Origin of the sequence: Rhodococcus sp. KBS0724, assembly GCF_005938745.2 — a bacterium.
Lineage (GTDB): Bacteria > Actinomycetota > Actinomycetes > Mycobacteriales > Mycobacteriaceae > Rhodococcus_F.
On the sequence record NZ_VCBX02000001.1, the window covers coordinates 1,134,223 to 1,147,176 of the forward strand.

The 12,954-nt window shown below is 62.8% G+C and carries 12 protein-coding genes and 1 pseudogene; 9 read left to right on the forward strand and 4 right to left on the reverse strand.

Going from position 1 to position 12,954, the window contains the following annotated elements:
* From pstA to FFI94_RS05270, 9 genes and pseudogenes are all read left to right on the forward strand, one after another.
* On the forward strand, positions 1 to 909 hold the full coding sequence (pstA, locus tag FFI94_RS05230) for a phosphate ABC transporter permease PstA (RefSeq protein ID WP_138872057.1): 909 nt from the start codon (positions 1 to 3) through the stop codon (positions 907 to 909).
* 58 nt (positions 910 to 967) lie between these two features.
* Positions 968 to 1,744, forward strand: coding sequence for a phosphate ABC transporter ATP-binding protein PstB (gene pstB / locus FFI94_RS05235; RefSeq protein WP_033233969.1), 777 nt, complete (start codon positions 968 to 970; stop codon positions 1,742 to 1,744).
* Between the two features lie 283 nt (positions 1,745 to 2,027).
* On the forward strand, positions 2,028 to 2,330 hold the full coding sequence (locus FFI94_RS05240; RefSeq protein ID WP_033233970.1) for an urease subunit gamma: 303 nt from the start codon (positions 2,028 to 2,030) through the stop codon (positions 2,328 to 2,330).
* Positions 2,327 to 2,611 (forward strand): annotated as a pseudogene (gene ureB / locus FFI94_RS34125) (urease subunit beta); the annotation flags it as partial. The gene FFI94_RS05240 and the pseudogene ureB, both read left to right, overlap by 4 nt.
* Positions 2,612 to 2,811: 200 nt before the next feature.
* Positions 2,812 to 4,521 (forward strand): urease subunit alpha, encoded by a 1,710-nt coding sequence (locus tag FFI94_RS05250; protein WP_138872059.1) that lies wholly within the window; start codon positions 2,812 to 2,814, stop codon positions 4,519 to 4,521.
* Between the two features lie 16 nt (positions 4,522 to 4,537).
* Positions 4,538 to 5,215: an urease accessory protein UreF gene (locus FFI94_RS05255; protein ID WP_260683852.1), complete on the forward strand. Its 678-nt coding sequence runs from the start codon at positions 4,538 to 4,540 to the stop codon at positions 5,213 to 5,215.
* The gene (ureG, locus tag FFI94_RS05260; RefSeq protein WP_138872061.1) at positions 5,208 to 5,972 is read left to right on the forward strand and encodes an urease accessory protein UreG; all 765 of its coding nucleotides are present in this window, start codon (positions 5,208 to 5,210) and stop codon (positions 5,970 to 5,972) included. Before FFI94_RS05255 ends, ureG begins: the two co-directional genes overlap by 8 nt.
* Entirely contained in the window at positions 5,972 to 6,712 is a 741-nt protein-coding gene (locus tag FFI94_RS05265; protein WP_260683853.1) for an urease accessory protein UreD, read from the forward strand. The genes ureG and FFI94_RS05265 overlap by 1 nt, the downstream gene beginning before the upstream one ends.
* Positions 6,713 to 6,825: 113 nt before the next feature.
* Complete coding sequence (locus FFI94_RS05270) at positions 6,826 to 7,572, forward strand: SDR family oxidoreductase (protein ID WP_138872062.1); 747 nt, start codon at positions 6,826 to 6,828, stop codon at positions 7,570 to 7,572.
* 60 nt (positions 7,573 to 7,632) lie between these two features.
* On the opposite strand, the gene phoU is transcribed toward FFI94_RS05270, so the two are convergent.
* From phoU to FFI94_RS05290, 4 genes are all read right to left on the reverse strand, one after another.
* The gene (gene phoU / locus FFI94_RS05275) at positions 7,633 to 8,328 is read right to left on the reverse strand and encodes a phosphate signaling complex protein PhoU (RefSeq protein WP_033233978.1); all 696 of its coding nucleotides are present in this window, start codon (positions 8,326 to 8,328) and stop codon (positions 7,633 to 7,635) included.
* Between the two features lie 77 nt (positions 8,329 to 8,405).
* Complete coding sequence (locus FFI94_RS05280; protein WP_185993126.1) at positions 8,406 to 10,418, reverse strand: LCP family protein; 2,013 nt, start codon at positions 10,416 to 10,418, stop codon at positions 8,406 to 8,408.
* A 157-nt stretch (positions 10,419 to 10,575) separates the two neighbouring features.
* Entirely contained in the window at positions 10,576 to 11,718 is a 1,143-nt protein-coding gene (dusB, locus tag FFI94_RS05285; RefSeq protein WP_138872063.1) for a tRNA dihydrouridine synthase DusB, read from the reverse strand.
* A gap of 81 nt (positions 11,719 to 11,799) precedes the next feature.
* Positions 11,800 to 12,759 carry an acyl-ACP desaturase gene (locus tag FFI94_RS05290; protein ID WP_138872064.1) on the reverse strand — a complete coding sequence of 320 codons (960 nt, stop codon included), beginning with the start codon at positions 12,757 to 12,759 and terminating at the stop codon, positions 11,800 to 11,802.
* Between the last annotated feature and the right edge of the window lie 195 nt (positions 12,760 to 12,954).

Genomic DNA, 12,954 nt, shown 5'->3' on the forward strand with positions numbered 1-12,954 from the left:
ATGAGCACCACTTTGGACCGCCCGGTCAAGGCGCCCACCTTCCAGGGCGTCGGAGCAAAGCGTCGCGCCACGGACGTCACTGCGACGATCCTGGTCAGCCTCGCCGTTCTGGTTGCCCTCATTCCGTTGGTCTGGGTGCTCTACACGGTGATCGCAAAGGGCCTGCCCGCGTTGACGTCTGCGACCTGGTTCACGAACTCGATGAGCGGTCTGACAGCGTCGGCGTCCGGTGGCGGTGTCTATCACGCACTGGTCGGCACCTTGATGCAAGGCGTTGTGTGCGCGGTCTTCTCGATCCCGCTCGGAATCTTTGTCGCCATCTACCTGGTGGAGTACGCAGACCGTAAGTCCAAGCTCGGCAAGCTCACGACCTTCATGGTCGACATCCTCAGTGGTGTTCCGTCCATCGTGGCCGCGCTGTTCATCTACGCACTGTGGATCGCGACGTTCGGATTCCCCAAGTCTGCGTTTGCCGTCTCGCTCGCGCTAGTGCTGCTGATGGTCCCGGTCGTCATCCGATCCACCGAGGAAATGCTACGCATCGTCCCGATGGATCTGCGTGAGGCGTCGTACGCCCTCGGTGTTCCCAAGTGGAAGACCATCTCGAAAATCGTTCTGCCGACGGCACTTCCCGGCATCATCACCGGCGTCATGCTGGCCCTGGCCCGCGTGCTCGGTGAGACCGCGCCGCTGCTGATCCTCGTCGGCTATGCACCGTTCATCAACTTCGACCTGTTCAACGGCGAAATGGGCACGCTGCCTTCGCTTATGGTCGCCGAGATGAACAACCCGACCGACGCCGGCACCAACCGCATCTGGGGTGCCGCGCTGACTCTGATCCTGCTGATCGCGATTCTCAACATCGTCGCCAAGGTGATCGGTCACTTCTCACAGGTCCGCAGCAAGTGATGCGGCCACAGAACATGTTTGTACTCGACAGCATTAACAACTCAGTAGGGAGCCGGTAATGGCCAAGCGTCTGGATCTCAAGGACGTCAACATCTACTACGGCAAGTTCCACGCCGTCGCCGATGTCGGCCTCTCCGTCCCACCCCGGAGCGTGACCGCGTTCATCGGCCCGTCCGGTTGCGGCAAGTCGACAGTGCTCCGATCCCTCAATCGCATGCACGAGGTCATTCCCGGTGCGCGCGTCGAAGGTTCCGTGCTGCTCGACGGTGAGGACATCTACGGCTCCAACGTCGACCCGGTCGGCGTTCGCAAGACCATCGGCATGGTGTTCCAGCGACCCAACCCGTTCCCGACCATGTCCATCAAGGACAACGTCGTGGCAGGGTTGAAGCTGCAGGGTGAGCGCAACAAGAAGCGCCTCGACGAGGTCGCCGAGCGTTCCCTGCGTGGAGCCAACCTGTGGAACGAGGTCAAGGATCGCCTCGACAAGCCCGGTGGAGGCCTTTCAGGCGGCCAGCAGCAGCGTCTGTGCATCGCGCGGGCCATCGCAGTCTCGCCCGACGTCCTGCTCATGGACGAGCCGTGCTCGGCTCTCGACCCCATCTCGACTTTGGCGATCGAAGACCTGATCACCGAACTCAAGAAGGACTTCACCATCGTCATCGTCACGCACAACATGCAGCAGGCTGCTCGTGTGAGTGACCAGACGGCGTTCTTCAACCTCGAGGCAACCGGCAAGCCGGGTCAGCTCGTCGAGATCGACGACACCGAGAAGATCTTCTCGAACCCGACGCAGAAGGCCACCGAGGACTACATCTCGGGCCGCTTCGGATAAACCGCTTCGGATAAACACCGCACGAACATGTTTCGCCCCCGTTTCCAACAGGAGACGGGGGTGAAACTTTTTGGTTGTGGTGATAGTTCCCACTCCGGTACGCAGAGCTGAGCGTCGTTGGGCGCGCGAATAATTCGATGAGCAGCGCAAGTGCGTCCACTGGGCGCCGGAGTGGCTGACGGTGAGAATCTCGTGGATACTGACGACGCTTCGAGCAATGCTAATCTCGGCCCGACAGCACGCTGTCGGATCGATGTCGTTTCACAACCGGAAGGGCTTGTCAGTGCACCTCACCCCTTCAGATACCGAAAAGCTGCTCCTGAGTGTCGCGGGCATGGTCGCCCGCGACCGTCGCGAGCGCGGGGTACTTCTGAATTACCCCGAAGCGATGGCCCTGATCTCATGTTGGATTCTCGAGCGGGCGCGTGACGGTATGACGGTTGCGGAACTGATGAATGCCGGTCGCCAGGTGCTCACTCGCGACGACGTCATGGAAGGGGTACCCGAGATGATTGCAAACATCCAGGTGGAGGCCACTTTTCCGGACGGTCGCAAGCTTGTCACCGTGACGGAGCCCATCCGATGATCCCCGGCGAAGTACGCGTGTCTTCCGAACCGCTCGAGTTCGGCACGGACGCAAACAGAATCACGATGGTTGTCGTCAACGACGGCGATCGTCCGATTCAGATCGGATCGCATCTCCACCTTCCGGCGGCCAACCCGGCACTGACATTCGATCGCGAAGTGGCCGACGGTTTCCGGCTCGATATTCCGTCCGGGACCTCGGTGCGATTCGAGCCAGGAGTCTCTCGCACGGTGACGCTGATCGAACTCGGCGGGCTCAAGCGAGTGCCGGGCTTGCAGATCGCGTCCGGCAACCAACTGCCCACGCACGCACGCGAACCTAAGCCGGTGTTGCCGTTCGGCACACCGGGCGTCGAGGTGGAGGAACCACTTCGGGCGTCGTCGGTGACTGTGCGTATCAGTGATATCGCGGCGACAGACGGTGCAACGACGACGGCCGGTGCACCAGCACAGAGCGACGACACAGACGAGGTGACCGCGTAGTGAGCACGATGGATCGGCGTGGTTACGCGTCGCTGTTCGGACCGACTGCGGGCGATCAGATCCGGTTGGCCGATACCGATCTCTGGATCGAGATCGAGCACGACTACACCGCAACGGGCGACGAAATGGTGTTCGGCGGCGGCAAGAGCATCCGTGAATCCATGGGACAGGGCACGACCACCCGCGATCAGGGCGCACTCGACGTGGTCATCACCAATGCCGTGATTCTCGATCACTGGGGAATTGTCCGGGCAGACGTCGGAATTCGTGACGGTCGCATCGTGGCGATCGGGAAGTCGGGTAACCCCGACATCATGAACGGCGTGCATCCCAAGCTGCTCATCGGGCCGAGCACCGACGTGATCGCCGGAGAGGGAAGGATTCTCACCGCCGGCGCGATCGATACGCACGTGCACATTCTCAGTGAGATCGAGATGCTGGAGGCGCTCGCCACCGGCACGACGACCATCGCCGGCGGCGGAACCGGGCCGACCGAGGCCACCAAGGCCACGACCGTCACCCCTGGCGCCTGGTCGCTCACGATGATGCACCGCGCGCTCGACCACATTCCGCTCAATGTGCTCCTTCTGGGCAAGGGCAGCACCGTGAGTCACGAGGCGCTCCGTCAGGAAGCGCTCGCCGGCGCCGGCGGATTCAAGGTGCACGAGGACTGGGGCTCGACCCCCGCGGCGATCGACGCGGCCTTGCGCGCTGCCGACGAATTCGGTCTCCAGGTCGCTCTGCATGCCGACAGCCTCAACGAAACCGGCTACGTACAGCACACTTTGGACGCTATCGCCGGTCGAGGCATTCACGTATTCCATGCCGAGGGCGCTGGCGGCGGGCATGCTCCCGACATCATCGTGACGGCGGGTGAGCCGAATGTTCTTCCGGCATCAACCAATCCGACGTTGCCGCACACCGTCAACACGGTTGCCGAGCACCTCGACATGCTCATCGTGTGCCACGCGCTGAACCCCCGTGTCCCGGAGGACCTTGCGTTCGCCGAGTCTCGAATCCGCCCGACAACGATTGCGGCAGAAGATTTCCTGCACGATATCGGCGCTATCTCCATCACGTCGTCCGACGCTCAGGCAATGGGCCGGATCGGTGAGGTGACCCTGCGAACCTGGCAGGTAGCGCACGTGATGAAGGCGCAGCACGGCAAGTTGGGCTCGTCCATGCCCGCCGATAACGAGCGTGCTCGCCGATACGTCGCGAAGTACACGATCTGCCCGGCAGTCGCGCACGGCATCGATCATGAAATCGGTTCGGTCGAGGCCGGGAAAATGGCCGACCTCGTCTTGTGGGATCCCGCGTTCTTCGGTGTGCGGCCGGCAGCGGTCATCAAGGGCGGCGCGATAGTCGCTGCGCCCCTGGGCGATCCCAATGCCGCGATTCCGACGCCCCAGCCGGTGTTCGTGCGTCCCGCGATGGCGTCCGCGCCGGGTTCGGCTCCGCACCTGTCCACAACCTTCGTCTCGCCGATGGCGATCGAGGACGGGCTGGCCGGCCGACTCGGGCTCACTCGCACACTCACCGCGATCCGTCCGACGCGTCACCTCACCAAAGCCGACATGCCGAACAACACGGCACTACCGTCCATCGACGTCGACCCGGAGACGTTTGCCATCAAGGTCGACGGTGATCTGATTCAACCCAATCCCGTAGCTGTAGTGCCGATGGCTCAGCGCTATATGTTGTTCTGACTTGGTGTCGGTCGAGATGACGTCCCCCGAGATTGCGTCGATGCTCCTGGCAGACGGGCGTCTGCCAACTGGCGGACACGCGCACTCGTCGGGGCTGGAGCCGGCATTGGCGGCCGGACTGCACCAAAGTCAGGTTCCGGATTTCATCCGGGGGCGACTCGAGACGGTTGGACTGGTCGAAGCTGCTGCAACTGTGATCACTCGGCGCTGGGCAACGGGCGGGGGGAGTGCACGCGAACTCGCGGACATTTCGAACGAACTACTCGCCCGCACACCCAGTGCTCCGCTGCGTGAGGCGTCCGTCCAGCTCGGACGTGGGCTGGCCAGGCTGGCGTCGCGGTTGTGGCCGCAACACCCTGCGGTGCAATTACTGATGGCGTTGCCCGGGCACCCCATGCGTCCGCTGGCATTGGGAGTGTTCACCGCCGTCTCCGGTATGGACGATCTGGCGGCAGCGCGATCGTGCCTGTACGACGACGCGCAAACCGTCGCGTCGGCGGCACTGAAACTACTGCCGGTAGATCCGGCAGAACCGGTCGAATGGCTGCTACGGGCAGCCCCGACCATCGAGGCCGTCGCCGCGGCAGCCGTCGCGGTCGAGAGCGCCTCGGACATACCTGCAACAACAGGACCGTTGGTCGAACAATGGTCACTCGAACACCACGCTCGATCCAGGAGGATTTTCCGTGCTTGACAATCTGAACACCACCACCGACACCGCAACTGCCGCACGAGGTTTGAGGCTCGGTGTTGCCGGTCCGGTCGGCACTGGCAAGAGCACCCTGATCGCCACCATCTGCCGCGAACTCGCGTCGGAATTCGAGATCGCGGTTGTCACCAACGACATCTACACCGACGAGGACGCGAGATTGCTGCGCGCGGCAAACGTCCTGCCGATCGAGCGCATCGTCGCGGTCGAAACCGGCGCGTGCCCCCACACGGCGATCCGTGACGACGTAACGCCCAATCTCATTGCGGTGGAAGACCTCGAGCGCGAGTTCTACCCACTCGACATGGTGATCGTGGAGAGCGGCGGCGACAACCTCACCGCAACGTTCAGCCCCGCACTAGTCGACGCGCAGATCTTCTGCATCGACGTTGCCGGTGGCGGCGACGTCGCGCGTAAGGGTGGTCCCGGAATCGAACGTGCAGATCTGTTGGTGGTCAACAAGATCGACTTGGCTCCGTACGTCGACGTCGATGCTGTGCAAATGGTCGCGGATGCAACGGCAGCGCGCGACGGACTGCCCGTTCTTGCGCTGAGCCAGAAGGATCATGCCACGATCGATCAGCTCAGCGCGTGGCTTCGCCAGGTCATCGCGGCTCACCGCGAGGGCAATCACGTGCCACAGGATCCGGGACCGATGGCGCCGCACTTCCACGCCGATGAAGAAGACCACGACCACGACCACGGACACGGTCACGGGCACAGTCATTCTCACGCTCACTGATGACTGAGGGAGCTACGCGTGTTGTCGTCGAGCGAGTGGGCGACACCGCTGTTGCCAAAGAGTTGATCTCCGGCGCTTTTCTGGCCCCGCGACTGGTGAGTGCTCACGGACTGCACGTGCGCGTTGCCCTGGTAGGGCACAGTGCAACGCTGTTGGCCGGTGACGACTTGCGGATCGAGTTCGACGTGGCTCCTGGCGCGTTTCTCGAGGTGCTCGAACCGTCGGGCACCGTGGCGTACAACGCCCGCGGCGGTCACGCGTCGTGGACGGCCACGGCGACGGTCGGCGCGGGTGGCGCTTTGGTGTGGCGAGCGGCGCCGTTCGTCGTAGCCGGTGGCGCGGATGTCAGTCGGCGCATTGATATTTCGCTGGAGTCCGACGCGGTTGCTCTGCTCGACGAGATGGTGGTGTTCGGCCGAACGGGAGAGATCGGTGGTGCGCTGCGTTCGGATCAGCGCATCACCGTCGACGGGACACCGCTCCTGGTGGAAACACTGGACCTACGCAGTGTTCCCGATCGCTCTCGTCCCGGTGTTCTGGGAGGGCATCGAGTTATCGGCACCACTATGTTGCTGGGGATGAAGACCGCGGACACGACCGAGGGGCATGTGAGCCCCCTGGCCGGTCCGGGCATGCTGGCCCGCGCTGTCGCGGACCAGGCTCACGAGGTTTCCGCGGCCTTGGATCACGTCAGTTCGGATTGGCGTGCACGCGTGGCGAGTCGGTTCACCGAGATCTAGCCTGGCTGTAACTGCAGGCACCTTTCGACCGTGACATAAGACTCCGTGCGACCGGTACACCTGAGGGCTTTTGTCGGCCAGGATGGGGAGAGGCGAAACCTCGAGGAGACATCATGCGGATAGCAGTGCTCGGTGGGACAGGTTTGATGGGCAAGCTCGTGGTTGCGGAAGCCGAGGGCAAGGGCCACGACGTGGTGATCGCAGCCCGCTCGACCGGCGTCGATATCAGCACGGGTGCGGGACTGGCCGGAGCGCTCGAAGGCGTCGATGCAGTAGTCGATGTCAGTGACCACGTCACGAACAGCGCGAAGAAGGCCGTGGCGTTCTTCGAGACTGCGGCGCGGAACATTGCAGCAGCGGAGAGCGCGGCAGGAGTGCGGCACCATGTAGTGCTCTCGATAGTCAACTGCGACGATCCGCGGTTGAAGGCCTTCGGGTACTACCGCGGTAAGGCTGCGCAGGAACAAGCTGTTGGTGCGTCGGGTATCCCGTTCACGATTCTGAGATCGACACAGTGGTTCGAGTTCGGACAGAAGACGGTGTCGCTCATGGGTTTCGGCCCGTTAGCTCTGGTTCCGCGGATGCGATCGAAACCCGTCGCCGCCAAGACCGTCGCGGAGGCGTTAGTGCAGGCGGTGGAGAAGGGACCGTCGGGTCGCGTTGCCGATCTCGCCGGCCCCGAAGTCCTCGAGATCCCGGACATGACGCGGAAAATTTTGCGTCATCACGGGACGAAGAAGTTGTTGATCCCGGTCTCGATGCCAGGGGCCGGCAAGGCCATGCGCTCCGGTGCGCTCCTCCCCGGAGCGGATTCGATCAGTACCGGGCCGAGTTTGGATGAATGGCTGGCAACGAACTGAAACAACAGAAAGGCGGCCACACACATGCGCGGCCGCCTTTCTGCTCGTGACGAGGAGTGGTTACAGATCCGGGTAGGCGGTCAGTTTGTCGACCTTTTCGGTGGATTCGGGCTCTTCGGGCAGCTTGCCGGTAACGAGGAAGATCACTCGGCGTCCGACCTCGACTGCGTGGTCTGCAAATCGCTCGTAGAAGCGACCGAGCAACGTGATGTCGACTGCTGCCGCAACCCCGTACTTCCAGTCACGATCCATCAGGACCGTGAACAGGTGGCGGTGCAGGTCGTCCATCGCTTCGTCCTCTTCGCGCAGACGGGCTGCACGCTCGGGGTCACGAGTCTCGAGGACTTCCTTTGCCGCGGCACCGATACTCACGGCGATGCGGCCCATCTCGGCGAAGTAGCCGTTGACGACCTCGGGGAGGACATGGTTGGGATGGCGACGACGTGCAATCTTGGCGACGTGCAGGGCAAGGGCGCCCATGCGGTCGATGTCGGCGACGATTTGGATTCCGCTGACAACTGAGCGGAGATCGCCGGCAACGGGAGCCTGCAAGGCGAGCAGCGCGAATGCGCGCTCCTCGCAGAGGGTGCTGAGTTCGGTGATCCGGTCGTGTTCGCCGATCACCTGCTCGGCCAGGGTCAGGTCTGCTTGGAGCAGTGACTGGGTGGCTCGCTCCATAGCGGTGCCTGCCAGTCCTGCCATCTCGCCGAGCAAGTCTGCAAGCTCGGTCATCTGTTCGTTGTAAGCCACGCGCATGAGGTCAGAGCCTACGTGCAGTGAAAGTCCAAGTCACAAGCGACAGGTGAACGCAAGGTGAATGATCGTGCCTGCCCTCAGACGCAGGTTGTGTCTCCGGCGTTGACGGCGGCGATATCGGCGGGCAGCGACGTCGATGCGCTCGTATCCACGGATGACGGTTCTGCGGACAACGAAGTTCCGGGATAGGCCGGCGCGACAACTGTGCCGCCGAAATCGCTGCCGATGACCAGTTCGACCATGTCACCCATGCTCGGAGTGAGGACGAGTAGTGCACCGGGAATCGCGGATGCGACGGTGGCGGCCTCGGCTTCGTTGCCGGCGGCGTACCGCACCACTGTTGCGGAAGCCTGGACGTTGGCAAGTCCCGTCGCGGCACTGAAATTTCCGATGGTGGAGATCTGGAATCCGTACGCCGCAAGTTGGTCGGCGGCAGTCGCGGCCTGGCCGGAAATGCCTGATGCGTTCGAAACATCGATGTAGATGTTGTACGGGCTCATCGCCGACACGAGTGTTGCTTCGGGGACGGGCGTCGTGGCGGTGGACGGTGCTGAGCTGGTCGACGTCTCGTCGCTGTCTTTCGCGCGCTCTTCACCGGGAAGCGGTTCGTCGTCGATGATGGCCTGGAAGAGGGCTTTGATCTCGTCGGTCCGGGGGATCTCGTTGCCCCAGTCATTGGTGCCGTCGGTGGGCACAGTCAGGAACGTGACAGCGCCCGCATCGACGTTCTGCAGTGACCGACCCAGTGTGACCAGGGATTTTGTGTCGATATTCTCGACAAACGTGTCGCTCGTGAAGGCACTGATGAAACCGTTGAGCTTGCCGGGGTTGAGGAGGACGTTGTTGGACAGCGCCGAGCGCAGTAGGGCCGACAGAAACTTCTGCTGCCTGGTGATGCGTCCGTAGTCGCCGTTGCCTTCGGCTTCGACATGGCGAGCGCGGACGTAGTTCAATGCAGTTCGGCCATCGAGCATCTGGTTTCCGCTGGCGGGCAGAACAGTGCCGAGGATGCCGTCTTCGATGGGGACGGGGGAGCAGATATTGACCCCGCCGATGGTATCGACCATGCGCTCGAATCCCGCAAAATCCATACCCACGAAGTGCCCGATCTTGATTCCGGACAACTTCTGGATGACCTTGACCAGACACTTCGGGCCACCGAGTGCGTACGTTGCGTTGAGTTTGTCGCCCGAGGCAGCGGGGAAGGATTCACTGGTGTACGTCCCGGTGTTGTTGTCCCAGCCCTGGCAGACCGGGCGCTCGACATCGAGATCGCGAGGGAACGAGACGGCGACGACGCGGCTGCGGTCGGCGGGGATGTTGACCAGCATGACGGTGTCCGCGCGGGCGCCTTCCGCGTCTTCGACAGTTCCCGCGCCGATCTCACCACTTGCGCCGGCCCGGGTATCGGTGCCGACAATCAGATAGGTTTCGTCGCCGAGCTGACCGAGTGCGTCGACGATGTCGTCGGAATTGGTGTCGAGCGCCGCGATCTGCTCGAATCCGCCTTCGATAGTGCGTAGGTATCCCCAGACGACGCCGGTCAAGGTCAGTGACAAGACGGCAAGAAATGCGACTGCTGATCGGCTGATCGTCTTCACTCGCTGTCGACGCCGAATCTTGTTGAGCGCAAGCCGGCTGCCACCGGTTTCACTGACGACACGGGGAGAAGCGGAGGACGGTGGGTCGCTGCTGATCCATTCAGCGGCCGCCGGCGCGATCGGTGGGGGAGGCAGCGGCTTGTTGGGAGGTTGCGAGTTGGGAGGCTTCGAACCGAGGGGCGGGTTGTCCCGGGGCGGGTCGGCTCTCTTCGGGGCCGGCGGTTCGACTACACGCTGGCCGCCCGTATCGCCTACACGTTGGACAAGTTCCGCGACGGAGATGCTGTCGCTCGGTGGTGCGTCGCGTCGACTGAATCGGCCGAAGCGATCCAGGCCTCGACGCTCTGACGCAGGGGTGTCGGACTGCGGCGCCGCGCTGGGTGCGGGTTTAGACGAACGACGATTGCGGTATCGCTGATCTGCGAGGGGCCGCTCCCACGGGGCGCGGCTTTCGGGCGAAGGTGGGCCCGAGTCGTGATCATCACCCACCGATGCAACCTGTCTCGTCGTTGACTGCCGATACGGACAGTGCGTCTCTTGTCGTCTGCCGGCCAACTGCTGTTGACGAAGCTGGAGCCATATTACTGGTGAATCCTGAGTTATTCACTCAGAAACTTGGCGAATTGCCCGAATTCACAGCAATGACTTATCCGCCCGAGTGCATGATGTCCGCTCCGACAGGCACCAAATCGTCCTCGGGATCGTCGAGCCAGCCCTCGGGCAGGGCGACCTGACCGGGGGAACCCTGTCGGCCGCGGGGGCCCTCTGCGTCCTTCGGAAATGGAACGTCGCGGTCCAGTTGGGCCAGCAGTTCGTCGAGTTCGGTCAGAGTGCTCACCAGTGCCATCGACACACGCAGATCCGATCCGACGGGGAATCCCCGCAGATACCAGGACACGTGCTTGCGAAGTTCGCGCAGTCCCTTCATCTCACCGTGGTGCGCAGCCAGGAGTTGGGCATGGCGGGCGATGATCGTGGTGACCTCGCCGAGGGTCGGAGGCGTCGCAATCGGCTGACCGTTGAGAGCTGCACTGAGCTCTGCAAACAGCCACGGACGGCCGAGGCACCCGCGTCCGACGACGACGCCGTCGCAGCCGGTCTCGTCCATCATGCGGGCAGCATCGGAGGCGTCGAAGATGTCGCCGTTGCCGAGAATCGGAACGTCGGGAACGTGTTCCTTCAGGCGGGCGATTTCGTTCCAGTCCGCAGTCCCGGAGTAGCGCTGCGACGCGGTGCGCGCGTGCAGTGCAATTGCGGCGGCGCCTTCAGCTGCGGCGATGCGTCCGGCGTCGAGGTGCGTGTGATGGTCGGCGTCGATACCGACGCGCATCTTCACGGTGACAGGAATGTCGGTGCCTTCGGTGGCACGAACGGCAGCAGCGACGATCTGTCCGAACAGCCGACGCTTGTATGGAAGCGCGGAGCCGCCGCCTTTTCGAGTGACTTTCGGCACGGGGCAGCCGAAGTTCATGTCGATGTGGTCGGCCATGTTCTCGTCGACGATCATCTTGGCCGCAGCGTAGGTGGTGTCGGGGTCGACGGTGTACAGCTGCAGGGACCGGGGAGTTTCGGTGGGTCCGAAGGTGGTCATGTGCATGGTGCCCGGCTGACGCTCGACGAGCGCGCGGGCGGTGACCATCTCACACACGTAGAGCCCGGAGGTGCTCCCAGCGCGTTCGAGTTCGAGTTCACGACAGAGCGTGCGGAAGGCGACATTGGTGACGCCCGCCATGGGTGCGAGGACCACGGGGCTGTGCAGCTCGAGTGAACCGATGCGAAGGGAAGACATGACTACCTCTGAACAAATATTTCTGACAAGTGAAAGTGCCCGGTACCGAATCCGGTACCGGGCACAGAATAGCTGGTGAAACTAAGAGGCCTGCTGTTCACGCTTGGCGGCTTCGCGGGCGAGCATGCGATCGCGCTGCTCCTCGAACTTTGTCGCCTGGGCGGCAAGTGTCTCGAGGAAGGCTGCCAGTTCTTCGCGTGTGTTCTCACCTTCGGCGCTGAAATCGTTGCGCTCGAAGATGTTCCACTTGCGCAGAACGGGCCAGATGACCTCGTCGAGGTGCTGACGGAGGTCGTAGATTCCGTGCTTGGCCATCAAAACGCCGTTGCGACGGAAGTTGGGCATCCCGGCGCCGGGCATCTGGAAATTCTGGACGATGTTCGATACGGACTTCAGTGTCTGATCTGGTGCGAGATCGAGAGCCGCGCCACAGATGTTGCGGTAGAAGATCATGTGCAGGTTCTCGTCGGCGGCGATGCGCTGGAGCATCTTGTCTGCGATCGGTTCGTCACAGGCCTTGCCGGTGTTGCGGTGGCTGACACGCGTCGCGAGTTCCTGGAAGGTGACGTAGGCGACGGAGTGGAGCACACCGGCGCCGTCGTCCGGGATGGGCGGGTTGTAGCCGGTGATCATGTGTTCCATGCGGAAGCGCTCGAGTTCGACGGGATCGACTGCGCGGGTGACAACCAGATAGTCGCGCATCACGATGCCGTGGCGGTTCTCTTCGGCGGTCCAGCGGCCGACCCAGGTGCCCCATGCCCCGTCCTGGGAGAAGTTTTCGGCGATCTCACGGTGGTACGACGGCAGGTTGTCCTCGGTGAGGAGGTTGGTGATCATCGCGGCTCGGGCGACCTCGCTGAGCCGTGACTGTTCCAGGTCCCAGTCTTCGCCGCCCATGGCTGCGAAGTTGCGACCTTCGTCCCACGGAACGTAGTCGTGCGGGTGCCATTCCTTTGCCATGGAGATGTGTCGGTTGACGTTCTCTTCGGCAACCGGCTGCAGTTCTGTCAGCAGTTCGAGCTGCGTCAGAATCCTCGTCATTATTTGCCTCCGTGTTGAGTGAATGCCCGACTTCGCTCCAGCCTACGGTACCGTAGGTTTGGCATGATCGACATGAGCTGATCCCCCTGTGCGAATGTTACCGAGTCGTAGCCAGCGTACGTGGACGGAAGATGGACACTGTCTGAATTGTCCGATGCGTTCCATTCGCTTGTTGCCGAGATCATACCTGCCGGT